Genomic DNA, 25,723 nt, shown 5'->3' on the forward strand with positions numbered 1-25,723 from the left:
GCTCCAAACGGAAACTGGTATTTTTGAATGGTGCCGGCTGTCGGATTCGAACTGACGACCTACCGCTTACAAGGCGGGTGCTCTACCAACTGAGCTAAGCCGGCGAAGCCCGCATTATACCCATGGAAATTGCCATTTCATGGTCAATAGCGACTTATTTGACAATCCGCAGCGTGCTGCCCGACTTGCCTGCCGGACGCTTGTCTTCAGCCTTGGCTGCAGCCTCGGAAGCAGACTTTTCAAGCACCTGCAAGCCTGTCGCAGGCGTCGCGGTGTCCGCATCGGCATCCACTTCGGCCGCATCCTGGGCGTCAGTCTGCTGCTCTTCCTCCAGCACCTCAAAGCCCATGCCCTGCCCGTTTTCACGCGCATAAATGGCCTGCACCCGATCGACCGGCACGATGATGTCGCGCACCTTGCCTGAAAAACGGGCCTTGAAGCGGATCAGCTCATTGCCCAGACTCAGGCCACCGGTAGCATCCAGGTCCACGTTCAGCACGATCTCGCCGTTCTGCACGAACTCGAGCGGCACGGCCACCGTTTGGTTGACCTTGACCAGCAGATACGGCGTGAATCCATTGTCGGTACACCATTCGTGCCAGGCACGGATCATGTACGGGCGGATGTCGCTAGCTTCAGACATGGGCGTTTCCTGTGGCTCAGCGGCGCATGACCTTTTCGGACGGCGTCAGTGCCTCGATATAGGCCGGACGCGAGAAGATGCGCTCGGCGTACTTCAGCAGCGGCGAAGCATTCTTGCTCAGCTCGATGCCGTAGTAGTCCAGACGCCACAGCAGCGGCGCAATCGCCACGTCCAGCATGGAGAAGTTCTCGCCCAGCATGTACTTGTTCTTCAGGAACACCGGCGCCAACTGCGTCAGTCGGTCGCGGATCTGGCTGCGCGCCTTTTCCAGCGACTTGTCGGTGCTCTTCAACGTGCGGTTTTCCAGTACGGAGACATGTGTGAACAGCTCCTTTTCGAAGTTGAGCAGGAACAGGCGCACACGCGCGCGATCCACCGGGTCACCCGGCATCAGCTGCGGGTGCGGGAAGCGCTCGTCGATGTACTCGTTGATGATGTTCGACTCGTACAGGATCAGGTCACGCTCGACCAGGATCGGCACCTGGCCATAGGGGTTCATGACATTGATGTCTTCCGGCTTGCTGTACAGGTCGACGTCACGGATTTCGAAGTCCATGCCCTTTTCGAACAGAACGAAACGGCAGCGGTGAGAAAACGGGCAAGTCGTTCCCGAATACAAAACCATCATGGCAAAAAACTCCTGTAAGTCAACGCAATGAATACGATGAACAAAAAACCAAAGGAGTGGACTCCCTGAAGGACTGTCCACTCCGCTTGACCCTGTCAGTTCAGGGATAGCTTAGCACGGTGTGCTTAGCGCACTTCTTTCCAGAACGCCTTGTTCAGACGCCAGGTCAGGAAGATACACACTGCCAGGAAGGCCAGCACATAGAAGCCGATGGTCTTGCGCGTCTGTTGCACCGGCTCGGCCATCCACTGCAGGTAGTTGACCAGATCGCCAACGGCCTGGTCAAACAGGGCCGGCTCCATGGTACCCGGCGTCACCTGCTCCCACTTGCCGGTAAAGACCGGGGTTTCAGTGTCGCCTACCTTGTGCATTTCAAACACCGGCTTGCGCTCGCCCTGCAGCTCCCACATGGCGTGCGGCATGGCGACGTTGTTGAACACGACGTTGTTCCAGCCCGTGGGCGCATTGTCGTCACGGTAGAAGCCGCGCAGATAGGTGTACAGATAGTCAGCACCGCTGCCGCCTGCACCGGCGCGGGAACGTGCCACCAGCGTCAGGTCCGGCGGTGCGTTGCCGAACCACTCCTTGCCCTGAGCCTTGCTCATGGCAACCTTCATGCCTTCACCGTACTTCATGTCGGTGAACATCAGGTTTTCCTTGATCTGCTTCTCGGTCAGGCCGATTTCTTCCAGGCGGTTGTAGCGCATGAAAGCAGCAGAGTGGCAGTTCAGGCAGTAGTTGGCAAACAGCTTGACGCCGTTCTGCAGGGACGGCAGGTTGCTGACGTCAACCGGTGCCTTGTCCCAGGCCACACCACCGGCACCTGCCGCCATGGCGTTACCGCCTACCATCAGGCCTGCAGCACACAGCAGACCGGCAATGACTTTCTTCAATTGTTTCATGTTGATATCTCCAGTCCGTGTGCTCAGTGGGGCTTGTAGGTGATGCGTTCCGGCACCGGCTTGAACTGGCCCAGCTTGCTCCACCAGGGCATCAGCAGGAAGAAACCGAAGTAGAACAGCGTACCCAGCTGGGACACACGCTCACCCACCGGGAACGGGGGCAGCACGCCCAGGTAGCCCAGCACGATGAAGTTGACCACAAAAATCGCGTACAGCACCTTGTGCCAGGTCGGACGATAACGGATCGACTTGACCGGGCTCTGATCCAGCCAGGGCAGGAAGAACAGGATGATCACGGCACCACCCATGGCGACCACACCCCAGAACTTGGCGTCCAGGAAGTACATCAGCACGCAGGCCACGATGGCAGCCACCAGGACCACGGCCTTGGTGATGCTGGACAGCTTCATCTTCAACACGACGAACAGGGCCGCCAGCAGCGCACACGCCATCAGCACATACACCATTTCGGTGGTGATGGCACGCAGCATGGAGTAGAAGCTGGTGAAGTACCACACCGGCGCAATGTGCAGCGGAGTGACCATCGGGTCAGCCGGGATGAAGTTGTTGTATTCCAGGAAGTAGCCGCCCATTTCAGGAGCGAAGTACACCACGGCAAAGAACACGAACAGGAACACGCACACGGCAAAGATGTCATGCACGGTGTAGTAGGGATGGAACGGAACGCCATCAGCCGGGGCAGTAGCAGACCACTGGTTGCCCTTCGGGCCTTGCTTGATCTCGATGCCATCGGGGTTGTTGGAACCCACGTCGTGCAGCGCGAAGATGTGTGCAGCCACCAGGCCAATCAGGACCAGCGGAACGGCAATCACGTGCAGGCTGAAGAAGCGGTTCAGGGTGGCGTCGCTCACCACATAGTCACCACGGATCAGCAGCGCCAGGTCGGGACCGACCAGCGGGATCGCAGCAAACAGGTTCACGATCACCTGGGCACCCCAGTAGGACATCTGTCCCCAGGGCAGCAGGTAGCCCATGAAGGCCTCGGCCATCAGCGCCAGGAAGATGCCGCAACCAAACAGCCACACCAGCTCGCGCGGCTTGCGGTAGCTGCCGTACATCATGCCGCGGAACATGTGCAGGTAGACCACCACGAAGAAGGCGGAAGCGCCGGTGGAGTGCATGTAGCGCACCCACCAGCCGGCAGGCACGTCACGCATGATGTATTCGACGGAAGCAAATGCCAGATTGGCATCGGGCTTGTAGTTCATGACCAGGAAGATGCCAGTCACGATCTGGATGATCAGCACGACCATGGACAGCACGCCGAACACATACCAGAAGTTGAAGTTCTTCGGCGCGTAGTACTCGGACATGTGCACGCGATAGGCGGAGAACAGCGTCGGGAAACGGTTCTCGAACCAGTTGCCCAGCTTGGCCGTTGCCGGCGCGTTGGGAGAAATTTCTTTGAATTCAGCCATGTTGTTTCACCTCAAGCCTGTTGGGTCTCGCCGATCAGCAGCTGCGTCTCGGACAGGAAGGTATAGGGCGGGATTTCCAGGTTGTCGGGTGCCGGCTTGTTGGCAAACACGCGACCGGCCAGGTCGAAGGTGGAACCGTGGCAGGGGCAGAAGAAGCCACCCGGCCAGTCGTTCGGCAGCGACGGCTGTGCACCCGGCGTGAACTTGCTGCTGGGAGAGCAGCCCAGGTGGGTACAGATGCCGACGGCAACGAAGTATTCCGGGTTGGTGGAGCGCCACTGGTTCTTGGCGTACTCCGGCGTCGGGACGTTGTTGCGGTCAGAGGCAGGGTCTGCCAGTTGGCCTTCGATGTTCTTCAGGGATTCCAGCATTTCCTGCGTGCGACGCAGGATCCAGATCGGCTTGCCACGCCACTCGACGGTCATCATTTCACCGGGCTGGAGGGCAGAGACGTCGGCCTGGACGGCAGCACCAGCGGCCTTGGCCGCCTCGGAGGGCTGGAAATACCGCACCAAGGGCACTGCAGCAGCGACACCCCCTGCCACACCTGCACAACCGGATGCGATCAGCCAGGTGCGTTTGCTGGCGTCTACTGGTTCTACTGTATTACTCATGGGAATCCTCACGATGCGCTGTTACGCTTGTTCACAACAGGGTTAACTGCCAGATTGTAGCCCAGTGACAGTGTGTTATTCAATGTAAGCGAAGCGTTGCAGGAATTTTATTTGTGCCATACTCGCACACGTTTTTGACCTCCCTCAACCCAAAGAAAGGATAAGTCATGGGAATGCTCAAGGAATTCAAGGAATTTGCCACCAAGGGCAATGTGATGGATCTGGCCGTCGGTGTGATCATCGGTGCGGCCTTCGGCAAGATCGTCGATTCGCTGGTGAAGGACATCGTCATGCCGCTGATCGGCGCCGTGATCGGTGATATCGACTTCTCCAACATGTACGTGGTGCTGGGCAATATTCCGGCCGGCGTGGCCAACAACCTGGCAGCGCTGCAGGAAGCCGGCGTGCCGGTGCTGGCCTATGGCAACTTCATCACCATCGTGATCAACTTCCTCCTGCTGGCCTTTGTCATCTTCATGATGATCAAGCAGGTGAACCGCATGCGCAAGCCGGAAGAAGCCGCTCCCGAGGCTCCGGCCGAGGACATCGTGCTGCTGCGCGAAATCCGTGACAGCCTGAAGAAGTAATACCTGCTTCGGTTGCCTGTTCAAGCCCCGCCATGGCGGGGCTTTTTTGTGCCTGCAGGTTCAGTCCATGCTGCCACTGGTCATCCAGCGCGCCATGCGCACGGCCTCCAGCAGGCTGGCGCAGTCGGCGCGCGCCGTGCCGGCCAGATCGAAGGCGGTGCCGTGGTCCGGGCTGGTACGCACCAACGGCAGTCCGAGCGTGACATTGACGCCCTGCTCTACCCCCAGGTACTTGACCGGAATCAGGCCCTGATCGTGGTACATGGCGATCACCGCATCGCAGAATGGCGGCTCCTGCTGGCTGGCAGCGCGCGCCTGCATGAAGACGGTGTCAGGCGGATACGGGCCATGCACGTCCATGCCCTGCTCCCGCGCTGCCTCGATGGCCGGCAAGATGGCATCGATTTCCTCGCACCCGAACAGCCCGCCTTCGCCGGCATGCGGATTCAGCCCGGCCAGGGCAATCCGCGGCGGGCGCTGCAGCCGGGCACACACGGTGCGCAGCAGGAAATCATGCGTGATGCGGATGGTGTCCAGCACCTGCTGCGCGCTGACCTGCTCGATGGCATCGCGCAGGCTGACATGGATGCTGTTCAGTACGGTGCGCAGCTCATGGTTGGCCAGCATCATGCGCACCGGCATCTGCACAACCGACACGCCGGCATGGCGCGCAGCGCAGGCCTGCAGCAGTTCGGTATGTCCGGGGTAATCCACGCCGGCCAGCGCCAGCGCCTCCTTGTGGATCGGAGCCGTGACCAGGGCGGCGGCGCGGCCCTCCAGTGCTGCCTGGGCACCAGCCAGAATGCAGTCGGCCGCCATGCGACCCGCCTCGGCCTGAACCTCGCCAAACACCGGCATGACAGCCGGGCTGTCGCATGCCTGCAACAGCAGCAGCTGACCAGCCTGCCCTGTTTGCTCTGCGGCCTGCTGCCAATCGGCAACAGGTCGCAGTTCCGGCCAGGATTGATCCGGCAGCTGTTCGCGGCACACCTGCAGGGCGCGCTGCAACACCTGCAGGTCGCCGACGACGCAGACATGGCGCATCAGTTGCGGCTGTTCAGCGCAAGCCTTGATGATGATTTCCGGACCAATGCCGGCAGGGTCGCCCATGCTCAGGGCCAGCAGTTGCGTAGTCATGCCGGATTGTCGATATCGATGTGAATATGTTCCAGCTGGCAGCGGCGGGCGATTTCGGCACCTAGTGCCTGCACGCCGTAGCGCTCGGTCGCATGGTGACCACAGGCCAGGAAGGCGGCTTCGCATTCCCGCGCGTAGTGCGGTTGCGGCTCGGACATTTCACCGGTGAGGTAGGCATCGGCGCCAGCCTCGAGTGCGGCCTCGAACTGGCCCTGGGCGCCACCGGTACACCAGGCGATGGTGCGCACCGGACGACCTGGTGGCAAGCCATCAGCCAATTGCACGGATCGACCCAGCCGCGCACTGACATGATCGGCGAGTGTCTGGGCACTGGCAAACTCGCCCTGCTCCGGCTGGCCGATGCTGATCAGGTTCTGCTCGCCAAACTGGCGCTGCGTGACCAGACCGAGCTGGCGCGCCAATTGGGCGTTGTTGCCAAGTTCCGGATGGGCATCGAGTGGCAGGTGATAGGCCAGCAGGTTGATGTCGTGGCCAAGCAGCAGTTTCAGACGCTGGCGCATCCAGCCAGTCACGACGCCAGTCTGGCCACGCCAAAACAGGCCGTGGTGCACCAGGATGGCATCGGCCTGGGCCTCGATGGCGGCCTCGATCAGCGCCCGGCTGGCGGTGACGCCAGTGACCAGCCGCCGAACTTCTGCGCGTCCCTCGACCTGCAGGCCGTTGGGACCATAGTCCTTGAAATTCCAGGGCTGCAGGATCTGGTCCAGTTCCTGCAGCAAGTCGGATCGCAACATCGCTTGACTCCTGTAATGCCATCGCGCCAGGCGCCTGCCACGGCTGTGCAGGCAATTTCAGCGACAATGTCCGGATGAAAAGATTCTGGTTGCTATTCTCGCAGGTTGTGACGGTTGCGCTCGCCCTGTTCCTGGTGGTGGCGGCCGTGCGCCCGGACTGGGTGTCGCGGACGGGGGATTACAAGAGTGTCACCGTGATCGAGGCACCGGCACGGGACAAGCCGGTCCCGAGCGCGCAAACCGAAACCCTGCGCACGGCAGCACAGAAGGCCGCGCCCTCCGTCGTCAGCATCCTGACCAACCCTGATGAGCGCCAGGCCGCACCCAGCCTGTCGGCACCGGGCGATGGCAACAGCGAGGAAGACCTGTTTTCCGGCGTTGGCAGTGGCGTGATCGTCAGCCCGTCCGGCTATATCCTGACCAACAACCACGTGGTCGAGGGTGCCACCACGATCGAGGTCTTGTTGCACGATGGCCGCCGCACCATGGCACGCATCATCGGCACCGATCCCGATACCGACCTGGCCGTGCTGCAGACCGAGATCAAGGAGCTGCCGGCAATCACGCTGGGCGATTCGGAAAGCCTGCAGGTAGGCGATCCGGTACTGGCGATCGGCAATCCGTTTGGCGTCGGCCAGACCGTGACCAGTGGCATCGTCAGTGCGCTGGGCCGCAGTCAGCTCGGCATCAACACCTTCGAAAACTTCATCCAGACCGATGCCGCGATCAATCCGGGCAATTCGGGCGGTGCCCTGGTCGACATTCATGGCAACCTGGTCGGCATCAATACCGCGATCTATTCGCGTACCGGTGGCTATATGGGCATCGGTTTTGCCACGCCAACCAGCACCGCCAAGCATGTGCTGGACAGCATCGTCACCAACGGCCATGTCACTCGCGGCTGGATTGGCGTGGAGCCGAACGACATCACGCCGGAAATCGCCGAAACCTTCAAGGCCAAGGCCAACCAGGGCGTGATCATCACCGGCATCGTGCAGGGTGGCCCGGCTAGTCTGGCGCAGATGCGACCGGGCGACATTATCACTGCGGTAAATGGCAAGCCGATCCGCAATGTGCAGGAAGTGCTGTCCGCCGTGGCGGCACTGACACCCGGCGTGGCCGCCAGCTTTACCGTGCTGCGCGAAGGCCAGACCCAGCCGATAGAGCTGGTACCGGCGCAGCGACCGCGCCCCGAGGCCCAGCAACCGGGCCAGCGCTAAGGAACAAACAGGCAGATCAGGTACGGCGCTGCTGCAGCCGGATGACGGCGATCAGGGCGCACAGCCATTGCGCCACATAGAGGAAAGTGCCCACGCCATGCCACAGCGCCAGGTTTTCGCGCGCCTGGATGCGCGGCGCAGCCACCAGCACCAGCAGCATGGTCAGCAGAATGGCCGTGATCAGCACGCCAAAATACAGCATGTTCGGCTTGTGCGCCGGGTCCAGCGCCTTGAGCTGGCCATCGCCCTCGTAACGCGTCATGGCGTAGTCACGCAGGCGCGCGCGGAAAATCACCAGCAGCACGACGATGCTGATGATGGAAACCCAGCCCTGCGCGAGGAACAACTGGCCGGCCATATTGCCCGCCACGGCCGTACTCGGCAGGTACTTGAACAGCAGCGGCACGGCCATGAAGCCGATCACCGACATGCTGCCCAGCCAGATGGCTGCCACGATGGTGCTGATCAGGTGCTGGCGTTCTTTCATGGCAGTTCCCGGGATCAGATGTAGCGCACGCCCACGATTTCGTAGGACTTGGTACCGCCCGGTGCCTGCACCACGGCGGTATCGCCCTCTTCCTTGCCGATCAGCGCACGTGCGATCGGGCTGCCGACGTTGATCAGGCCCAGCTTGAGGTCAGCCTCGTCTTCGCCGACGATCTGGTAGGTCACGGCTTCGCCGGACTCTTCCTCTTCCAGGTCGACGGTGGCACCAAACACCACCTTGCCGCCGGCGTCGAGCGCCACCGGATCGATGATCTTGGCGGCGGCCAGCTTGCCTTCGATTTCCTTGATACGGCCTTCGATAAAGCCCTGGCGATCCTTGGCGGCCTCGTATTCGGCGTTCTCGCTCAGGTCACCCTGGGCGCGCGCCTCGGCGATGGCGTTGATGACTTCGGGACGGTCCTTGGTCTTCAGGCGTTGCAGTTCGGTCTTGAGTTTTTCGGCACCGTTGACGGTGATGGGATAGGTAGTCATGGTCTCGTGTTGTTCTTGCTGTTGACCGGAATCGGTCCAATAAAGCGAAACCGCCGGGTCTTGCGTCCCGGCGGTCATGAATGGGCTCATTATGCCCAAATGGCAGACAAGGTCAAGCGTTGAGGTGCGCGTGCATCTCCTGGACGGAAATCACGCCCAGCTTGTCGACGAACTGCATGCCTTCCACCACGGCTTCGGCTGCCGCAATCGTGGTGTAGGTGGTGACACCGGCGACCAGCGAGCTGGTGCGGATGGCACGGCTATCGGCGATTGCGTTGCGACGCTCTTCCACCGTGTTGATCACCATCACGATCTCGTTGTTCTTGATCATGTCGACGATGTGCGGACGGCCTTCGGCCACCTTGTTGACAGTGGCACAAGGCACGCCGGCATCGCTGATGGCCTTGGCCGTGCCGCGCGTGGCGACCAGCTCGAAGCCCATCTCGACCAGCTGGCTAGCGATCTTGATTGCCGTCGGCTTGTCGCTATTCTTCACGGTCAGGAACACCTTGCCGGAAGTCGGCAGCTTTTCGCCGGCACCCAGCTGGGCCTTCAGGAAGGCTTCGCCAAAGGTCTTGCCAACGCCCATCACCTCGCCGGTGGACTTCATCTCGGGACCGAGGATGGTGTCCACGCCCGGGAACTTGACGAAGGGGAACACGGCTTCCTTGACACTGAAATACGGCGGCGTGACTTCCTCGCCAACGCCCTGCTGGTCCAGCGTCTGGCCGGCCATGCAGCGCGCGGCCACCTTGGCCAGCTGGATGCCGGTCGCCTTGCTGACGAAGGGCACGGTACGGCTGGCACGCGGGTTGACTTCCAGCACGTAGATCACGTCCTGCTTGCTACCGTCTTCCTGGACTTTTTCCTGGATCGCAAACTGCACGTTCATCAGGCCGACCACGTTCAGGGCCTCGGCCATGGCGCGCGTCTGGCGCTTGATCTCGTCGACCGTGGCCTGGCTCAGGTAGTACGGCGGCAGCGAACAACCGGAGTCACCACTGTGCACGCCAGCCTGCTCGATATGCTCCATCACGCCGCCGATAAAGGTACGGCCGGCGGTATCGCGCACGCAGTCCACGTCGCATTCGATGGCATCGCTCAGGAAACGATCCAGCAGCACCGGGGAATCGTTGCTGACCTTGACCGCTTCGCGCATGTAGCGCTCCAGGTCGCGCTGCTCATGCACGATTTCCATGGCACGGCCACCCAGCACGTAGCTGGGACGCACCACCAGCGGGTAGCCCAGCTCGGTCGCCTTGTCCAGCGCCTCGGCTTCGGTACGCGCCGTGGCGTTCGGCGGCTGCAGCAGGTTCAGTTCATGCAGCAGCTTCTGGAAGCGCTCACGGTCTTCTGCGGCGTCGATCATGTCGGGCGAAGTACCGATGATCGGCACGCCGGCCGCTTCCAGGCCGAGCGCCAGCTTCAGCGGCGTCTGGCCACCGTACTGCACGATCACACCAGTCGGCTTTTCCTTGTCGACAATTTCCAGCACGTCTTCCAGCGTCAGCGGCTCGAAGTACAGACGATCGGAAGTATCGTAGTCGGTGGAGACGGTCTCGGGGTTGCAGTTGACCATGATGGTCTCGTAACCGTCTTCACGCATGGCGAGCGCGGCGTGCACGCAGCAGTAATCGAACTCGATGCCCTGGCCGATGCGGTTGGGGCCACCGCCCAGCACCATGATCTTCTTGTTGCTGGTGGGCTCGGCCTCGCACTCTTCCTCGTAGGTGGAGTACATGTAGGCAGTATCGGTGGCAAACTCGGCGGCGCAGGTGTCCACGCGCTTGTAGACCGGGCGCACGTTCAGTGCCTGGCGCGCTTCGCGCACCGCCTTGTCGGTGGTGTGCAGCAGCTTGGCCAGACGGCGGTCGCTGAAGCCCTTCTGCTTGAGCATGCGGAACGTGTCGGCACCAATGGCGGCCAGCGCGGCTTCGCCCTTTTCTTCGTAGAGCTTGTCAATCGCCAGTTCGATCTTGACGATTTCCTCGATCTGCACCAGGAACCAGACATCGATCTTGGTCAGCTGGTGCACTTCTTCCACGGTCCAGCCGGCGGCAAAGGCGTCGCCCACGTACCAGATGCGCTCGGGACCGGGCTCGCCCAGTTCCTTTTCCAGGATCTCGCGGTCCTGGGTCTTTTCGTTCATGCCGTCAACGCCGACTTCCAGGCCACGCAGGGCTTTCTGGAACGACTCCTGGAAGGTGCGGCCGATGGCCATCACTTCGCCCACGGACTTCATCTGCGTGGTCAGGCGGTTATCGGCAGCCGGGAATTTCTCGAAAGCAAAACGCGGGATCTTGGTGACCACGTAGTCAATCGTCGGCTCGAAGCTGGCCGGCGTGGCGCCGCCAGTAATCTCGTTGCGCAGCTCGTCCAGCGTGTAACCCACAGCCAGCTTGGCGGCAATCTTGGCGATCGGGAAGCCGGTCGCCTTGGAAGCCAGTGCCGAGGAACGCGACACACGCGGGTTCATCTCGATCACGATCATGCGGCCATCCTTCGGGTTGACCGCGAACTGCACGTTGGAACCGCCGGTATCGACGCCAATCTCGCGCAGCACGGCGAGCGAGGCGTTGCGCATCAGCTGGTATTCCTTGTCGGTCAGCGTCTGTGCCGGTGCCACGGTGATCGAGTCACCAGTGTGCACGCCCATCGGGTCCAAGTTCTCGATCGAGCAGACGATGATGCAGTTGTCCGCCTTGTCGCGCACCACTTCCATCTCGTACTCTTTCCAGCCCAGCAACGATTCCTCGATCAGCAGCTCGTTGGTCGGGGAAGCTTCCAGGCCGCGCTTGCAGATGGTCTCGAACTCTTCCGCGTTATAGGCGATGCCGCCACCAGTACCACCCAGCGTGAAGCTCGGGCGAATGATGGTCGGGAAGCCGACACTCTTTTGCACGTCCCAGGCTTCGGCCATGGTGTGGGCGATGCCGGAACGGGCCGAACCCAGACCGATGCGGGTCATGGCGTCCTTGAACTTCTGGCGATCCTCGGCCTTGTCGATGGCTTCGGGCGATGCGCCGATCAACTCGACGCGGTACTTGTTGAGCACGCCGTTGCGCCACAGGTCCAGCGCGCAGTTCAGCGCGGTCTGGCCACCCATGGTCGGCAGGATCGCGTCGGGGCGCTCCTTGGCGATGATCTTCTCGACCGTCTTCCAGTTGATCGGCTCGATGTAGGTGACATCGGCCGTGGCCGGGTCGGTCATGATCGTGGCCGGGTTGCTGTTGATCAGGATGACCTTGTAACCCTCGTCGCGCAGCGCCTTGCAGGCCTGCACGCCGGAATAGTCGAATTCACAGGCCTGGCCGATGATGATGGGGCCGGCACCGATGATGAGAATGCTCTTGATGTCTGAACGTTTTGGCATGGTATTTCGAATGAAGTGCGTTCTGTGGATGCCCGCCGCGCCTTGTGGGCGCACGCGGGCAGCGCTGGCGTAATCAGGCCTTGGCTTCGCGCATCAGCTGGATGAAGCGATCGAACAGGTAGTCGATGTCGTGCGGGCCGCAGGAGGCTTCCGGGTGGCCCTGGAAGCTGAAGGCCGGCTGGTCGGTGCGGGCAATACCCTGCAGCGTGCCATCGAACAGGCTCTGGTGCGTGACGCGCAGATTGGCCGGCAGGTTGTCGCCGTCCACGGCAAAGCCATGGTTCTGGCTGGTGATGCTGACGCGACCGTTGTCCAGGTCCTTGACCGGATGGTTGCCACCGTGGTGGCCAAACTTCATCTTGTAGGTCGTGGCACCGCTGGCCAGTGCCAGCAGCTGGTGGCCCAGGCAGATGCCGAAGGTCGGCTTGCCACTGTCAACGATCTCGCTGATCGCCTTGATGGCGTAATCGCAAGGCTGCGGATCGCCAGGGCCGTTGCTCAGGAACACGCCGTCCGGGTTCATCGCCAGCACCTCGGCCGCCGGTGTCTGCGCCGGCACCACGGTCAGCTTGCAGCCAAGGCCGGCCAGCATGCGCAGGATGTTGTGCTTGACGCCATAGTCATAGGCGACGACATGGAACTCGGGTTCTTCCAGGTTGCCGTAACCCTCGCCCAGCACCCACTCGGTCTGGGTCCAGGTGTAGGGCTGGGTGCAGGTCACCACCTGGGCCAGATCCTGGCCAGCCATGGACGGTGCGGCCTTGGCAGCGGCGATGGCCTGGTCAATTTCCTGCTGCGTCGGCGCACGCGCGCTGTCGAGCGCCATGATGCAGCCGTTCTGCGATCCGTGGTCACGCAGGTGGCGCGTCAGGCGGCGCGTATCGATACCGGCAATGGCCACCGTGTCGTGGCTCTGCAGGTATTCCTGCAGGGTAGCGGTGCTGCGGAAGTTGGAGGCGACCAGCGGCAGGTCACGGATCACCAGGCCGGCGGCGAACAGGTCGCGCGACTCGACGTCTTCCGGGTTGGTGCCGTAGTTGCCAATGTGGGGATAGGTCAGCGTGACGATCTGGCGGGCATAGCTGGCATCGGTCAGGATTTCCTGGTAACCGGTCATGGAGGTGTTGAAAACCACCTCGCCAGTGGTGATGCCGGCAGCACCGATGGACTGGCCAATGAAGACCGAGCCGTCGGCCAGGGTGAGGATAGCGGTGGGAAAGGGTGCCTGCTGGGACAAGAGCACGTGGTTCTCCGATAGAAGAGGATGCGGGGTCGACAAAATGGACGGTCGCCAGGCAGACGCAAGAACCACCATGCCCTGGGTAGAGGGTGCATGGCTCAGCACCGAATTAGCATGAGAACTTGAATCGCGGCAGGCGCCGGGTGTGCTGTGAAGCCCCTCATTATATCCGAGCAGCATTGCAAGCGTATGGATTTCCCTGATGAAAACCCGGTCAGCGTGCAATGGAACTGGCGTAAAGGCAGATGGCGGCAGCACTCGCCACGTTGAGCGACTCTTCGCCGCCCGGCTGGGCAATACGCAACAGCAGGCTGGCACGATCAACCAGGCCCTGCTGCACGCCCTGCCCTTCATGCCCCATGACCCAGGCGCATGGGCGCGGCAACGCTGCCTCATGCAGCAGTTGTGCGCCTTGCAAATGGGTGACCAGCAGCGGTACCTGCAACGCGTCAAGGTCATCCAGCGACAGGCCTTCATGCAGCTGCAGGCCAAAGTGGGCCCCCATGCCGGCACGCAGCACCTTGGGCGACCACAGCGCGGCCGTGCCCTTGAGTGCCAGTATCTGGCGAAAGCCCATGGCACTGGCAGTACGCAAGATGGAACCGACATTGCCGGCATCCTGTACCCGGTCCAGCACGATGCTGTCCTGCTGCGGCTGCAACACTGCCTGCTGATCCGACCACGGCAGCAGGAAGCCCATGCTAGCCGGCGATTCCAGCGTGCTGGCCTGGACAAACAGCGCATCATCAAGCACCGCCAGACGTTCGGCACCGGCATACCAGCTGGCCGGAACCTGCCCCCAGGCGCGTTCACTGATGACCGCCCATTGTGGTCGCACCCCGCGCTCCAGGGCGGCGCGGCAGAGGTGATCGCCTTCGACCCAGATCTGGCCCTGGCGTCGGTAGGCACCCGGATCCTGCGCCAGCTTGCGCAACAGCTTGGCCAGCGCGTTATCACGGCTGGCAATGAAGACCGGCTTCAGCGGACTGCTCATGCGCTCTGCCCACAGTCTGCGCGCAGCAAGGCCTGCGCCACAGGCGCGAAGCTGCGACGATGCTCCATCGTGGCACCCAGGCTGCGCAGCGCCTGCAGGTGCTCGGCCGTGCCATAGCCCTTGTGGCGGGCAAAACCGTAGCCTGGATAGCTGGCATCCACCTCCAGGCACCAGCGGTCACGCGTGACCTTGGCCAGGATCGAGGCGGCAGAAATCGCGGCCACCTTGGCATCGCCTTGCACGATGGCTTCGGCGCGCACCTGCAGCGTCGGCAGGCGATTGCCATCGACCAGCACCTTGGCTGGCTTCAGCCGCAAGCCTTCCACGGCCCGGCGCATCGCCAGCATGGTGGCGTGCAGGATATTGAGTTGATCGATTTCCTCCACGCTGGCCTGGGCGATGCTGCAGCACAAGGCCTTGGCCAGGATCTCCTCGTACACCAATTCACGGCGACGCGCCGTCAGCTTCTTGGAATCAGCCAGACCGGCAATCGGCTGGCGCTCGTCCAGGATCACGGCCGCCGCCACCACCGGGCCGGCCAGCGGGCCACGGCCGGCCTCGTCAACGCCAGCCAGCAATCCCGGACTGTCCCAGGGCAAGGAAGCCTGTTCAGCGTGCAAGGACCTGGGCGATGGCATCGGTGGCAAGTGCAGCCGTATCACGGCGCAGCAGAAGATGGAGATCGGTAAAGCGCTGCTGTAGCGCGGCAACACGCGCCGGCTGATCCAGCCAGTCGGTCACGGCAGCAGCCAGTGCCTGCGGCGTGGCCTGGTCCTGCAGGATTTCCGGCACGACAAAGTCCTGGCACAGGATGTTGGGCAGTCCCACCCAGGGCTGCAGCTGCTTGCGCTGCATCAGCCGGTAGGACCAGTCAGCCATGGCATAGGAAATCACCATCGGGCGCTTGAACAACGCAGCCTCCAGCGTGGCGGTACCGCTGGCGATCAAGGTGACATCACAGGCCGCCAGTGCCGCATGCGATTGTCCCTGTAGCAGCTGGATCTTGCCGGCCAGGCCAGCCTGGGCGATCTGCTGTTGCAGCCGCTCGTATTGCGCCGGCACCGCCGGCAGGATGCCGCGCAGGCCCGGACGCTGCTCCAGCAGCAGGCGCGCCGCCTGCAGAAAGCGTGGCGCCAGATGGCGCACTTCGGAACCGCGACTGCCAGGCAGCAGCGCCACCACTTCGCCCGCCTCGGGCAGGCCCAGCGCCTGGCGTGCCGCGATACGATCCGGTTCCAGCGGCAGCACCGCGGCCAGCGGATGGCCGACATAGGTACTCGGAATGCCATGCTGCTGCAACAGCTCCGGCTCGAACGGAAACAGGCACAGCACATGATCGGCGCTGCGCCGGATCTGGTGTACACGCTCGGCGCGCCAGGCCCAGATCGAGGGGCAGACAAAGTGCACGGTCGGTACGCCCTTCTCGCGCAGGGCTTGCTCCAGACCCAGATTGAAATCAGGCGCATCCACGCCGACAAACACATCGGGCCGATCGCGAAGCAGGCGTTCACGCAGCTGATTGCGGATTTTCCAGATGCCGTAAACCTTGCTCAGCACTTCCAGGCTGTAGCCGTGCACGGCCAGCGCCTCGCTCGGCCAGTGCGCGACAAAACCCTGCTCCTGCATGCGCGGGCCGCCAATGCCATCGGATTGCAGCTGCGGCCAGCGCTGGCGCGCACCTTCCAGCAGCAGACCGGCGAGCAAGTCGCCGGATGCTTCGCCAGCCACCATGGCCATGCGCAGGGAATCGCCCGCCATCCGCTCGTGCTCCAGCTGCCGGAATCAGCGCGTGATGCCGCGCGTGGAGCCTTGCAGAAAGGCCTGCATCATCGCCACGTCTTCGCGCGCTTCGGGGTGTTCAGCCGCCAGCGCATCAATGGCGTCACGCGCCTGTTCCAGCGTCAGGCCGTTGCGATAGATCTGGCGGTACATGGCCTTGACCGCGGCAATGCGTTCCGGGCCGAAGCCGCGACGACGCAGGCCTTCAATATTGAAGCCGCGCGCCGAGGGCGGATTGCCATCGGCCATGATGAAGGGTGGCACATCCTGGTTGATCGCCGAGGCAAAACCGATCATGGCGTGTGCGCCGATCTTGACGAACTGGTGCACGCCGGTCAGGCCGCCGATGATGACCCAGTCGCCCACATGCACGTGGCCGGCCAGCGTGGCGTTGTTGGCCAGAATGGTCTTATTGGCCAGCTGCACATCGTGCGCGATATGCACATAGGCCATGATCCAGTTGTCATCGCCGATGCGGGTCACGCCGGCATCCTGCGCCGTGCCGGTGTTGAAGGTGCAGTACTCACGCACCGTGTTGCGGTGGCCAATCTCCAGGCGCGTCGGTTCGCCGGCGTATTTCTTGTCCTGCGGCGGGCCGCCAATCGTGCTGTGCGGATGGAAGACGTTGTCTTCACCAATCGTGGTGTGACCGTCGATCACGCAATGGGCACCAATGCGGCTACGGGCACCAATCTGCACATGCGGACCCACCGTGGCAAACGGACCCACCTCGACATCGGCGGCCAGTTGCGCAGCGGGATCGATCAGGGCGGTGGGATGGATCAGTGCCATGGTGTCTCCAGGAATCAGGCTTCGATACGGCGCACCGTACACATCAGGTCGGCTTCGCAGGCAAGTTCACCATCGACACGCGCGACGGCGTGGAACTTGTAGATGCCGCCGCGCGAGCGCTCGGCAGTGCACTCCATGACCAACTGGTCACCCGGCTCGACCGGCCGCTTGAAACGGGCATTGTCGATGCCGACGAAGTAGTAGACCACGTCCGGATCCAGCTTGTTGCTGTCCGGCGGCAGCAGCAGCAGCGCCGAGGCCTGTGCCATCGCTTCCAGGATCAGCACGCCCGGCATGACCGGACGGTTCGGGAAGTGGCCGGTAAAGAACGGTTCGTTGATGGTGACGTTCTTGATCGCCTTGATGCGCGTCGAACCTTCCACCTCCAGCACGCGATCCACCAGCAGGATCGGGTAACGGTGGGGCAGGCGCTTGATGATCTGGTGGATATCGATGGAGGCAGCAGTCATGGTTGTGTCTTGTTTTCAGAAAGTTGTTGTTCGAGTGCGCGTACGCGATCGCGCAGCTTGTGCAGGCTCTTGACAGCTGCGGCATTCTTCTCCCAGGTCGCATTATCGTCCAGCGGGAAGAATCCGGTATAGGCGCCCTGCTTGCGCAGCGAGCGCGTGACCATGGAAGTGGCGGTGATATGGATGCCATCGGCAATCGTCAGGTGGCCGGCAATATTGGCGGCACCGCCAATCGTGCAGTGCGCACCAATGCGGGCGCTGCCGGCCACACCGGTGTTGGCGGCCATGGCCGTATGCTCGCCGATCTGCACGTTGTGCGCAATCATGATCAGGTCGTCCATCTTGACGCCCTTGCCGATCACGGTGTCATCCAAGGCGCCACGGTCGATACAGGTGTTGGCGCCGATTTCCACATCGTCCTCGATGCGTACCGCGCCCAGCTGCTCGATCTTGACCCATTCGCCATTCTCGTGGGCAAAGCCGAAACCGTCAGCGCCAATCACCACGCCGGGATGCAGGATGCAGCGTGCACCGACCGAGCAGCCTTCGCTGAGCGTGACGCGCGACTTGAGCCAGCTGCCGGCACCAACACGGGCACCGCGCTCGACCACACACAACGGGCCGATGATGGCATCCGGATGGACATCAGCTTCGGGATGTACCACCGCCGAAGGATGGATGCGGTAGTCAGGCTGCGGCAGCATGTGCTGCTTCCACCACTGCGTGACACGCGCATAGTAGGCGTACGGGTTGGCAGTGACGATGCACGCCCTGCCCTCACGGCGCGCGGCCTCGAGCATGGCAGGCGGCACGATCAGGCAGGACGCCTGCGACTGCTCCATCTGGGCGGCATAACGCGGACCGTTGACAAAGCTCAGGCTGCCGGGCTGGGCATGCTCCAGCGCTGCCAGACCCTGGACGCAGATCGTGCCATCACCGTGCAGTTCACCACCATGGGATTGCAGCGCCTCCACGATCTGCGCCACTGTCACCTGCTTGTCCATATGTTCGCCTTTCAAACAAAAAAGGGCACCTGCTGGTGCCCTGTCGGGAGCCAGCAGCGGCCCATTCATCGACCTGCGTCGAGTTCGGCAATCACCTTGTCGGTGATGTTCAGTTGCGGCTTGATGAATACCACTTCCTGCAGGATCACATCGTAGCCTTCCTGCGTCGCGATACGGATCACGGCGCGGTTGGCACGCTCCAGCAGGGCCTGCATTTCCTCGGCCTTGCGGTTGTTCAGGTCTTCCTGGAATTCCTGGCGCTTCTGCTGGAACTCGCTGTCCATGGCCGTGAGCTCACGGCGACGTTCGTTCAACTGCGATTCGGACAGGTTGGCATGCTCGCGCTCGAACTGGTTGATCGCCTTCTGCATGCGCTCACCCAGCCTGGACAGCTGCTGCTCACGCGAAGAAAACTCGCGCTTGAGCTTGTTCTGCGAATCCACCGCCGCGCGCGTCTCGCTGAACAGGCGATCGGTATTCACGAAGCCGATGCGGCCCGTCAGCGGCTGTGCCGACAGTGTCGTCGCCACGGCAGTCTGGGACTGCGCTGCCAGCGGTGCGACTACCGCGGCACAGGCCAGCAGCGCACCCGCTGCATGCTTGATAAATGGGCGGATCTTGTTCATCAGAATTGCGTACCGATCTGGAATTGGACTTTTTCGAGTTTATCACCGTCGTACTTCTTGACCGGCCAGCCAAACGCCAGGCTCAGCGGGCCCATCGGCGAGATCCAGCGGATACCGACACCGGCAGAAGCGCGCAGGCTCTTGGCATCCTTGTTCTGCGGCAGGTCGTAGACGGAGCTGTCATCCGCATAGACGTTACCCACGTCCATGAAGCCGAACATGCGCAGCGTCTTGTCGGTACCGGCGCCCGGGAACGGTGCCACCACTTCCATGTTCACGTTGAACTTCTTGGAGCCGCCCACGGAATAGGTATCACCGTCGAGGTCCACGTTCTTGGGACCCAGCGAGCTTTGTTCGAAGCCGCGCACAGAACTCAGGCCGCCCGAATAGAAGTTCTTGAAGATCGGGAAGCTCTTGCCACCCAGGCTCTTGCCATAGGCCAGATCGGTATTCAGGGCGAAGGTGTACTTCTTGGACAGCGGGTAGAAATACTGGTAGCGATAGGTCGCCAGCGCGTACTTCATGTCACCTGCCGGGCTGACGGCACCAAACAGGCGGTGGTAGCTGCCGGAAGATGGTGCCAGTGCGCTGTCGCGACGGTCACGCGACCAGCCCACCGTCAACGGAATGCCATAGGCCGAGTTGCCGCCGTATTCCTTCTGGAAGTCCTGGTATTCCTTGGGCAGCTCGCGGTTCTGCTGCTTGACCTTGTACTGCTCGAAGCCGGCACCAAAGTACACCGTGTCGTTTTCGGTAAACGGAACGCCAAAGTTCATGTTGGCGTTCATGTGCTGCATCTTGTAGTCGTAGTAGTTACCGCTCTGGGACTCGTACGGCTCGATATCGCTGTAGCTCAGGCCAAAGGTGCGGGAAATGCCGTCCTTGGTGAAATAGGGATCAGTAGAGCGCAGTGAGAAGGTGCGGTTGTATTCGCTGTTGGACGCCTCGAAACCCAGCGACTGGCCGGAACCGAAGATGTTGTCCTGCGACACGCCGACCAGGAAGGAAACGCTGTCCGAGGTGGAATAGCCCAGTCCCAGCTGCAGCGAACCGGTATGCGCTTCCTTGACGTTCAGGTTGATGTCGGCCTGGTCACTGGTACCCGGTACCGGCTGGGTGCTGACCTGCACGTCAGTGAAGTAACCCAGACGGTCCACGCGAGCGCGCGAGGTCTGGATCTTGTCGGAGCTGTACCAGGACGATTCGTACTGACGCAGCTCTCGGCGGATCACCTCGTCACGCGTACGTGCGTTGCCGGAGATGTTGATGTTGCGCACATAGGCGCGATCGCTGGGTGTGGCCTCCATGATCAGGGCCACCTGCTGGCGCTCGCGGTCCACCTGCGGCACGGCATTGACCTTGGCAAAGGCGTAGCCGTAGTTGCCAAAGTGGTTTTCCATGGCCTGCACGGTCTCGTCCACATCGTCGATCTTGTAGGCTTCGCCCGGCTTGATCTTGACCAGCGACTGGAATTCATTTTCGCGCTGCAGATAATCACCTGCCAGCGACACGCCGGACACCACATAGCGCGGACCTTCGGTCACGTTCATGGTGATGTTGATGCCGGTCTTGTCGGGCGTCAGGGCCACCTGGGTGGAATCGACCTTGAATTCCAGGTAGCCACGGTTCTTGTAGTAGCGCGTGACGGCCTCGACGTCCTGGTTCAGGCGATCAGACGCATAGCGGTCGGACTTGGTGTACCAGGACATCCAGTTGCCGGTATCCAGCTGCATCTGGCCTTTCAGGGTGGAATCACTGAAGACCTCGTTGCCGACGAAGTTGATGCTGTCGATGCGCGCCGAAGGGCCTTCCTGCACGCTCAGCGTGACGTTGACCTGGTTGCGCTCCAGCGGCGTCATGGTGGTTTCGACTTCCAGGTTGTAGTAGCCACGGCTCAGGTACATGCGCTTCAGGTCCTGGATCGCCTGGTCTTCTACCGCCTTGCTATAGGGCTGGCCGGAAGCAAAGCCGCTGGCTGCCAGCGCCCCGAGCACGGTGTTCTTGTCGAACTGCTTGGCCGAGCTGACGTCAATGGTGTTGATGGTGGGTCGTTCGGTCACCACCACGATCACGTCGCTGCCCTGCGTCTGCACCTGCACGTCGTTGAACAGGCCCAGCTGATACAGCGAACGGATGGTGGCCGCACCCTTGTCATCATCATAAGATTCGCCGATACGCACCGGCATCGAGGAGAACACCGTACCGGCATCGACACGCTGCAGGCCTTGCACCTTGATGTCCTGGATGACAAACGGGTCTACCGCCCAGGCGGCATGGGAAACAAAGGCGAGACTGGCAACGGCAGCGGCTGCCGTGCGGCGGAAAGGAAGGGAGTGTCGCTTCATGGAATTCGTCAGGTACGGTACTACATTGCTGGCCAGGGCTCAGCCTCCGGCAGTCCAGCGGGACAGATCATTGAACAGGGCCAGGCCCATCAGGCCGAGGAGCAACAGCATGCCCAGTTGTTGCAGGCGCATCGCCCACGCCTCGGACACCGGCTTGCCGGTGACAGATTCCCAGAGATAATACATCAGGTGTCCGCCATCCAGCATCGGGACTGGCAACAAATTGAGTACCCCCAGGCTGACACTGACCAGCGCCAGAAAACCCAGGAAACTGGTGATGCCGGCTTGTGCCGATCGCCCGGCAAATTCGGCAATGCTCAGCGGGCCGCTGATATTCTGCAAGGAAGCCTGGCCGGTGATCATGCGGCCCATCATGCGCAGACTGAACAACGACACCTCCCAGGTGCGCTGCAGGCCATAGGCCAATCCTTCCAGCGGGCCGAGACGGATCGTGGTCATGGCCGGCGGTGTTCCCAGATAGGCACCGACCAGGCCAACGCGCTGTTCGCCCTCTTGCCTACTCTCGGGCGTCAGCTCCAGATCCAGCAACTGGCCGTCACGGCGCACCTGCCAATGCTGGAGCTGGCCATCGCCATTGGCGCGAATCAGCATGCGCAGCTGCACGGCGTCCAGGATACGCGCCCCGTCTACCGCCAGCACGGTGTCACCCTGCCGCAGGCCGGCGCTTTCCGCTGCCTTGCCGGGCACGATCTCACCCACGACCGGCGCCATCCAGGGGGCGCCCAGGCCAATACGCTGCAAGTCTTCCGGGTTGGCCTTGCCCAGACCTGCTTCGGCCAGGGGCAGCACCAACTCGCGTGTCGCGCTGTCCTGCGCCTCACGCACCTGCAGGCGCAGGTCCTGCTCATCCATGGCCGCCTGCAGCACGGTCCATTGCAGGCGTTGCAGGGACAGCACCGGCTCGGCCTCGGCCGCATCACCGACCTGTGCCGATACGATTTCCTGGCCACTGCGCAGCCCTGCCTGTTCGGCAATGCTGCCAGCGCCTGGCTGCGCGATCACCGGACTGAACTCCTGCATGCCATGCCAGGCGATACCGGCATAGAGCAGCGCTGCCAGCAGCAGGTTCGCCGCCGGTCCGGCAGCGACGATCGCCATGCGCCGGCTGACCGGCTGGGTATTGAAGGCTTGCGAGCGCAACTCGTATGGCACCGGCGCTTCGCGCTCATCCAGCATGCGCACATAACCGCCCAGGGGCAGCCAGGACACGGCAAATTCAGTGCCGTGCTTGTCGGTACGGCTCCAGATGGTCTTGCCGAAACCGACAGAAAACTTGAGTACCTTGACGCCGCAGGCGCGTGCCACGCGATAGTGGCCATACTCGTGGATGGTGATCAGCACTCCCAGCGTGACCAGGAAAGCCAGCAGCGTGGTCATGGCTGCAGCGCCTCGACCAGGGCTTGTGCCTTCGCGCGGCTCGAGCGATCCAGCTCCAGCAGGTCCTCCAGGGAATGCGGGCTGGCAAAATGGCTCTGCTGCAGGGTATCGGCATTGACCTGGTGGATCTGGTCAAAGCGGATGCGACCGTCCAGGAAACTGGCCACCGCCACTTCGTTGGCGGCATTGAGCACTGCCGTGCTGCCGGGCTGGGCGCGCAGCACCTGCCAGACCAGCGGCAAGGCCGGGAAGCGCTCCGGGTGGCCATGGGCATCGACCGACTCGAAGGTCATCGCGCTTAGATTGGCAAAATCCAGCGTGGCGGCACCACTGGCAATGCGCTGCGGCCAAGACAGCGCATAGGCAATCGGCACGCGCATGTCGGGCGTGCCCATTTGCGCCACGATGGAGGCATCGTGGAACTGCACCATGGAATGGATGATGCTCTGCGGATGGATCACCACGCCCATGCGCTCCGGCGGCATGCCGAACAGGTAGTGCGCCTCGATCACCTCGAGCGCCTTGTTCATCATGGTGGCGGAATCGACCGAAATCTTGCGTCCCATGCTCCAGTTAGGGTGGGCGCAGGCCTGTTCCGGCGTCATCTGGCACAGGCTGGCCGGATCGGCGGTGCGGAACGGGCCACCGGATGCCGTCAGGATGATCTTGTCAACGCGCTGCGACCAGCTGGCCGGGTCTTCGGGCAAGGACTGGAAAATGGCGGAATGTTCGCTATCGACCGGCAGCAGCGTGGCACCGCCCTGCTTCACCGCATCCAGGAACACCTGACCACCCACGACCAGCGCTTCCTTGTTGGCCAGCATCAGGCGCTTGCCAGCGCGCGCAGCGGCCAGACAGGGCGCCAGCCCGGCCGCACCCACAATGGCCGCCATCACGGCATCGACTTCAGGGTGGCAGGATATATCGACCAGACCCCGCTCACCCGCGAGCACTTCGGTCTTCAGGCCAGCTTCACGGCAGGCCTGGCGCAGTGTCTGCGCGTGCGATTCGGACGCCATCACGGCATAGCGCGGCTGGTGTGTGCGGCACAGCGCCAGCATCTTGTCGACCTGGGTCGCCGCACTCAGCGCAAACACCTGGTACAGCTCCGGATGACGCATGATCACGTCCAGCGTACTGGTGCCGATCGAGCCCGTGGCGCCCAGTACCGTCACCTGCAGGCGGGAAGAGGAAGAAGCATTCATGCGCAACTCGAGAAATCAGGAAAGCCAGAGCAGCAGCGCCAGCGTGATCGGCATGACCGGCAGCAAGGCATCGATGCGATCCAATACGCCTCCATGGCCGGGCAGCAACTGGCTGCTGTCTTTCAAGCCGGCACTGCGCTTGATCAGGGACTCGACCAGATCACCGGTCACGCTCATCACGGTCAGCAGCAGCACGGCCAGCAGCATTATGACGAGATGGCTGCGCGCGGCCAGATCGGCATAGACCGTCTGTTCCGGCGTAGTGAACAAGGCGCACGACAAGGCAAACAGCTGCACGAACAGCGCACCGCCGATGGCACCCGCCCAGCTCTTGCCCGGGCTGATCGAAGGTGCCAGCTTGCGCTTGCCGAAGGCGCGGCCGCAGAAATAGGCGGCAATATCCGCCACCCAGACCAGTGCCATGGCCGACAGCAGGTACCAGGGGCCATGCTGTGCCAGCAGTTGCACGATCGCCAGCCAGGTCGCCCACAGCACCAGCAGGCCGGCCGTCATACGCAGCCAGCGCGGAATGCGTTGCCACACCGGCACGCCGGCACGCAGCAGCCAGGGCGTGCTCAGCAGCCACAACAGGCTGACCAGCGTGATCAGGGCGGTAGAGGCGTTACTTGCCTGCAACTGCCAGCCGGCCAGGCCCATCAACAGGCAACCGGCTACGGCAAGCAGCGCCCACAGGATATTGGCCATGCCGGAAAAACCGCTCAGGCGCGCCCATTCCCAGCCGGCACAGGCAATCGCCAGCGCCATCAGCAGGCTGAAGGCCTGATGGCCGGGGGCAAAAAGTGCTCCCAGCAGGACGATGAGCAGGATGATGGCGGTGATGATGCGCTGTTTCAGCATGCCTCGTCCTAGTCGCTGACCTGGGCAGAGGTCTTGCCAAAGCGGCGTTCACGCAGCGTGTAATCCTCAATGGCGGCATCCAGTGCCGCCGCATCGAAATCGGGCCAGAGGATATCGCTGAAATAGAGTTCGCTGTAGGCGGCTTGCCAGAGCAGGAAATTGCTGATGCGGTACTCGCCACCCGTGCGGATGATCAGGTCCGGATCGGGCACATGGCTCATGGCCATGGCAGAAGAGAGGTTGTCTTCGGTAAACGGCAGGCCCTGCTGCTGCAGGCGCGCCGCTGCCTGAGCCATATCCCAGCGACCACCGTAGTTGAAACAGACGTTCAGGATCAGGCGCTGGTTGTTGCGCGTCAGCTCCTCCGCCTGGGTCAGGCCGTCTCGCAGCTTGCTCTTGAGCGAGTCACGGTCGCCTACCAGGTAGACGCGGACACCCGCCTCGTGCAGCTTGGGCACTTCGCGCGTCAGTGCCATGCCCATCAGGCTCATCAGGCCACTGACCTCGTCTTCGGGACGATTCCAGTTTTCGGAGGAAAAGGCAAACACCGTCAACACCTGGACACCGCGATCCAGGCAGGCAGCAACGCAGCGGCGCAGTGCCGCCAGGCCTTGGCGGTGGCCGACCAGCCGGGGCATGAAGCGCTTGTTCGCCCATCGCCCGTTGCCGTCCATCACGATGGCCACATGATGCGGTACGGACGCTTCAGATTCTTGTTTCGACATATCTCAGGATT

At 62.3% G+C, this 25,723-nt stretch carries 25 protein-coding genes and 1 tRNA gene; 2 read left to right on the forward strand and 24 right to left on the reverse strand.

Features of this window, described 5'->3' with window-relative positions; translation table 11 throughout:
* Positions 1–28: 28 nt before the first annotated feature.
* The 6 genes from ACI3EV_RS07710 to petA form a co-directional block, all read right to left on the reverse strand.
* Positions 29–104 (reverse strand) — tRNA-Thr (locus ACI3EV_RS07710).
* Positions 105–154: 50 nt separating this feature from the next.
* Complete coding sequence (locus ACI3EV_RS07715; RefSeq protein WP_337691926.1) at positions 155–643, reverse strand: ClpXP protease specificity-enhancing factor; 489 nt, start codon at positions 641–643, stop codon at positions 155–157.
* Positions 644–659: 16 nt separating this feature from the next.
* Positions 660–1,271 (reverse strand): glutathione S-transferase N-terminal domain-containing protein, encoded by a 612-nt coding sequence (locus ACI3EV_RS07720; RefSeq protein WP_329771386.1) that lies wholly within the window; start codon positions 1,269–1,271, stop codon positions 660–662.
* Positions 1,272–1,396: 125 nt separating this feature from the next.
* A complete protein-coding gene (locus ACI3EV_RS07725; protein WP_329771432.1) occupies positions 1,397–2,164 on the reverse strand; it encodes a cytochrome c1 in 768 nt (255 codons plus the stop codon).
* 32 nt (positions 2,165–2,196) lie between these two features.
* Positions 2,197–3,612, reverse strand: coding sequence for a cytochrome bc complex cytochrome b subunit (locus ACI3EV_RS07730; RefSeq protein ID WP_329771387.1), 1,416 nt, complete (start codon positions 3,610–3,612; stop codon positions 2,197–2,199).
* A gap of 11 nt (positions 3,613–3,623) precedes the next feature.
* The gene (gene petA, locus ACI3EV_RS07735) at positions 3,624–4,226 is read right to left on the reverse strand and encodes a ubiquinol-cytochrome c reductase iron-sulfur subunit (RefSeq protein ID WP_337691925.1); all 603 of its coding nucleotides are present in this window, start codon (positions 4,224–4,226) and stop codon (positions 3,624–3,626) included.
* A 167-nt stretch (positions 4,227–4,393) separates the two neighbouring features.
* Here petA and mscL point away from each other — a divergent pair, with 167 nt between their 5' ends.
* The gene (gene mscL / locus ACI3EV_RS07740; protein WP_329771389.1) at positions 4,394–4,813 is read left to right on the forward strand and encodes a large conductance mechanosensitive channel protein MscL; all 420 of its coding nucleotides are present in this window, start codon (positions 4,394–4,396) and stop codon (positions 4,811–4,813) included.
* Between the two features lie 60 nt (positions 4,814–4,873).
* Here the strand turns inward: mscL and pdxA are convergent, their stop codons facing one another.
* The gene (pdxA, locus tag ACI3EV_RS07745) at positions 4,874–5,950 is read right to left on the reverse strand and encodes a 4-hydroxythreonine-4-phosphate dehydrogenase PdxA (RefSeq protein ID WP_337691924.1); all 1,077 of its coding nucleotides are present in this window, start codon (positions 5,948–5,950) and stop codon (positions 4,874–4,876) included.
* Complete coding sequence (locus ACI3EV_RS07750) at positions 5,947–6,705, reverse strand: Nif3-like dinuclear metal center hexameric protein (RefSeq protein ID WP_337691923.1); 759 nt, start codon at positions 6,703–6,705, stop codon at positions 5,947–5,949. The genes pdxA and ACI3EV_RS07750 overlap by 4 nt, the downstream gene beginning before the upstream one ends.
* Positions 6,706–6,779: 74 nt before the next feature.
* Here ACI3EV_RS07750 and ACI3EV_RS07755 point away from each other — a divergent pair, with 74 nt between their 5' ends.
* Positions 6,780–7,925, forward strand: coding sequence for a trypsin-like peptidase domain-containing protein (locus ACI3EV_RS07755; RefSeq protein ID WP_337691922.1), 1,146 nt, complete (start codon positions 6,780–6,782; stop codon positions 7,923–7,925).
* Between the two features lie 16 nt (positions 7,926–7,941).
* Here the strand turns inward: ACI3EV_RS07755 and ACI3EV_RS07760 are convergent, their stop codons facing one another.
* From ACI3EV_RS07760 to uppS, 16 genes are all read right to left on the reverse strand, one after another.
* Complete coding sequence (locus tag ACI3EV_RS07760; protein ID WP_329771393.1) at positions 7,942–8,412, reverse strand: DUF4149 domain-containing protein; 471 nt, start codon at positions 8,410–8,412, stop codon at positions 7,942–7,944.
* A gap of 14 nt (positions 8,413–8,426) precedes the next feature.
* Complete coding sequence (greA, locus tag ACI3EV_RS07765; protein WP_329771394.1) at positions 8,427–8,903, reverse strand: transcription elongation factor GreA; 477 nt, start codon at positions 8,901–8,903, stop codon at positions 8,427–8,429.
* Between the two features lie 112 nt (positions 8,904–9,015).
* Positions 9,016–12,276 carry a carbamoyl-phosphate synthase large subunit gene (carB, locus tag ACI3EV_RS07770; protein WP_329771395.1) on the reverse strand — a complete coding sequence of 1,087 codons (3,261 nt, stop codon included), beginning with the start codon at positions 12,274–12,276 and terminating at the stop codon, positions 9,016–9,018.
* 73 nt (positions 12,277–12,349) lie between these two features.
* Positions 12,350–13,519: a glutamine-hydrolyzing carbamoyl-phosphate synthase small subunit gene (gene carA / locus ACI3EV_RS07775; protein WP_329771396.1), complete on the reverse strand. Its 1,170-nt coding sequence runs from the start codon at positions 13,517–13,519 to the stop codon at positions 12,350–12,352.
* Positions 13,520–13,730: 211 nt separating this feature from the next.
* A complete protein-coding gene (locus tag ACI3EV_RS07780; protein WP_329771397.1) occupies positions 13,731–14,510 on the reverse strand; it encodes an RNA methyltransferase in 780 nt (259 codons plus the stop codon).
* A complete protein-coding gene (gene rnhB / locus ACI3EV_RS07785; RefSeq protein WP_337691921.1) occupies positions 14,507–15,148 on the reverse strand; it encodes a ribonuclease HII in 642 nt (213 codons plus the stop codon). The genes ACI3EV_RS07780 and rnhB overlap by 4 nt, the downstream gene beginning before the upstream one ends.
* Entirely contained in the window at positions 15,120–16,268 is a 1,149-nt protein-coding gene (gene lpxB / locus ACI3EV_RS07790) for a lipid-A-disaccharide synthase (protein WP_337691920.1), read from the reverse strand. Before lpxB ends, rnhB begins: the two co-directional genes overlap by 29 nt.
* 24 nt (positions 16,269–16,292) lie before the next feature.
* Positions 16,293–17,081 (reverse strand): acyl-ACP--UDP-N-acetylglucosamine O-acyltransferase, encoded by a 789-nt coding sequence (lpxA, locus tag ACI3EV_RS07795; RefSeq protein WP_329771400.1) that lies wholly within the window; start codon positions 17,079–17,081, stop codon positions 16,293–16,295.
* A gap of 14 nt (positions 17,082–17,095) precedes the next feature.
* Positions 17,096–17,551 carry a 3-hydroxyacyl-ACP dehydratase FabZ gene (gene fabZ, locus ACI3EV_RS07800; RefSeq protein ID WP_329771401.1) on the reverse strand — a complete coding sequence of 152 codons (456 nt, stop codon included), beginning with the start codon at positions 17,549–17,551 and terminating at the stop codon, positions 17,096–17,098.
* Complete coding sequence (gene lpxD / locus ACI3EV_RS07805; RefSeq protein WP_329771402.1) at positions 17,548–18,555, reverse strand: UDP-3-O-(3-hydroxymyristoyl)glucosamine N-acyltransferase; 1,008 nt, start codon at positions 18,553–18,555, stop codon at positions 17,548–17,550. Before lpxD ends, fabZ begins: the two co-directional genes overlap by 4 nt.
* 65 nt (positions 18,556–18,620) lie before the next feature.
* Positions 18,621–19,181 carry an OmpH family outer membrane protein gene (locus ACI3EV_RS07810; protein WP_329771403.1) on the reverse strand — a complete coding sequence of 187 codons (561 nt, stop codon included), beginning with the start codon at positions 19,179–19,181 and terminating at the stop codon, positions 18,621–18,623.
* Positions 19,181–21,526 carry an outer membrane protein assembly factor BamA gene (gene bamA / locus ACI3EV_RS07815; protein WP_329771404.1) on the reverse strand — a complete coding sequence of 782 codons (2,346 nt, stop codon included), beginning with the start codon at positions 21,524–21,526 and terminating at the stop codon, positions 19,181–19,183. The genes ACI3EV_RS07810 and bamA overlap by 1 nt, the downstream gene beginning before the upstream one ends.
* A gap of 39 nt (positions 21,527–21,565) precedes the next feature.
* Positions 21,566–22,924 (reverse strand): RIP metalloprotease RseP, encoded by a 1,359-nt coding sequence (gene rseP / locus ACI3EV_RS07820; RefSeq protein WP_337691919.1) that lies wholly within the window; start codon positions 22,922–22,924, stop codon positions 21,566–21,568.
* Complete coding sequence (gene ispC / locus ACI3EV_RS07825; protein WP_329771406.1) at positions 22,921–24,129, reverse strand: 1-deoxy-D-xylulose-5-phosphate reductoisomerase; 1,209 nt, start codon at positions 24,127–24,129, stop codon at positions 22,921–22,923. The genes rseP and ispC overlap by 4 nt, the downstream gene beginning before the upstream one ends.
* Before the next feature lie 15 nt (positions 24,130–24,144).
* Positions 24,145–24,987 (reverse strand): phosphatidate cytidylyltransferase, encoded by an 843-nt coding sequence (locus ACI3EV_RS07830; protein ID WP_337691918.1) that lies wholly within the window; start codon positions 24,985–24,987, stop codon positions 24,145–24,147.
* An 8-nt stretch (positions 24,988–24,995) separates the two neighbouring features.
* A complete protein-coding gene (uppS, locus tag ACI3EV_RS07835) occupies positions 24,996–25,712 on the reverse strand; it encodes a polyprenyl diphosphate synthase (RefSeq protein WP_329771408.1) in 717 nt (238 codons plus the stop codon).
* Between the last annotated feature and the right edge of the window lie 11 nt (positions 25,713–25,723).

The sequence above is a fragment of the Allobrachymonas wangyanguii genome, assembly GCF_045055315.1.
In the GTDB taxonomy this organism is placed as follows: Bacteria; Pseudomonadota; Gammaproteobacteria; order Burkholderiales; family Burkholderiaceae_C; genus Brachymonas; species Brachymonas wangyanguii.

Coding starts and splice junctions, on each gene's coding strand:
- ACI3EV_RS07715 (WP_337691926.1), bottom strand. CDS start 643: ATGTCTGAAGCTAGCGACATCCGCCCGTACATGATCCGTGCCTGGCAC.
- ACI3EV_RS07720 (WP_329771386.1), bottom strand. CDS start 1,271: ATGATGGTTTTGTATTCGGGAACGACTTGCCCGTTTTCTCACCGCTGC.
- ACI3EV_RS07730 (WP_329771387.1), bottom strand. CDS start 3,612: ATGGCTGAATTCAAAGAAATTTCTCCCAACGCGCCGGCAACGGCCAAG.
- petA (WP_337691925.1), bottom strand. CDS start 4,226: ATGAGTAATACAGTAGAACCAGTAGACGCCAGCAAACGCACCTGGCTG.
- mscL (WP_329771389.1), top strand. CDS start 4,394: ATGGGAATGCTCAAGGAATTCAAGGAATTTGCCACCAAGGGCAATGTG.
- pdxA (WP_337691924.1), bottom strand. CDS start 5,950: ATGACTACGCAACTGCTGGCCCTGAGCATGGGCGACCCTGCCGGCATT.
- ACI3EV_RS07750 (WP_337691923.1), bottom strand. CDS start 6,705: ATGTTGCGATCCGACTTGCTGCAGGAACTGGACCAGATCCTGCAGCCC.
- ACI3EV_RS07755 (WP_337691922.1), top strand. CDS start 6,780: ATGAAAAGATTCTGGTTGCTATTCTCGCAGGTTGTGACGGTTGCGCTC.
- ACI3EV_RS07760 (WP_329771393.1), bottom strand. CDS start 8,412: ATGAAAGAACGCCAGCACCTGATCAGCACCATCGTGGCAGCCATCTGG.
- greA (WP_329771394.1), bottom strand. CDS start 8,903: ATGACTACCTATCCCATCACCGTCAACGGTGCCGAAAAACTCAAGACC.
- carB (WP_329771395.1), bottom strand. CDS start 12,276: ATGCCAAAACGTTCAGACATCAAGAGCATTCTCATCATCGGTGCCGGC.
- ACI3EV_RS07780 (WP_329771397.1), bottom strand. CDS start 14,510: ATGAGCAGTCCGCTGAAGCCGGTCTTCATTGCCAGCCGTGATAACGCG.
- rnhB (WP_337691921.1), bottom strand. CDS start 15,148: ATGCCATCGCCCAGGTCCTTGCACGCTGAACAGGCTTCCTTGCCCTGG.
- lpxB (WP_337691920.1), bottom strand. CDS start 16,268: ATGGCGGGCGATTCCCTGCGCATGGCCATGGTGGCTGGCGAAGCATCC.
- lpxA (WP_329771400.1), bottom strand. CDS start 17,081: ATGGCACTGATCCATCCCACCGCCCTGATCGATCCCGCTGCGCAACTG.
- fabZ (WP_329771401.1), bottom strand. CDS start 17,551: ATGACTGCTGCCTCCATCGATATCCACCAGATCATCAAGCGCCTGCCC.
- lpxD (WP_329771402.1), bottom strand. CDS start 18,555: ATGGACAAGCAGGTGACAGTGGCGCAGATCGTGGAGGCGCTGCAATCC.
- ACI3EV_RS07810 (WP_329771403.1), bottom strand. CDS start 19,181: ATGAACAAGATCCGCCCATTTATCAAGCATGCAGCGGGTGCGCTGCTG.
- bamA (WP_329771404.1), bottom strand. CDS start 21,526: ATGAAGCGACACTCCCTTCCTTTCCGCCGCACGGCAGCCGCTGCCGTT.
- rseP (WP_337691919.1), bottom strand. CDS start 22,924: ATGACCACGCTGCTGGCTTTCCTGGTCACGCTGGGAGTGCTGATCACC.
- ispC (WP_329771406.1), bottom strand. CDS start 24,129: ATGAATGCTTCTTCCTCTTCCCGCCTGCAGGTGACGGTACTGGGCGCC.
- ACI3EV_RS07830 (WP_337691918.1), bottom strand. CDS start 24,987: ATGCTGAAACAGCGCATCATCACCGCCATCATCCTGCTCATCGTCCTG.
- uppS (WP_329771408.1), bottom strand. CDS start 25,712: ATGTCGAAACAAGAATCTGAAGCGTCCGTACCGCATCATGTGGCCATC.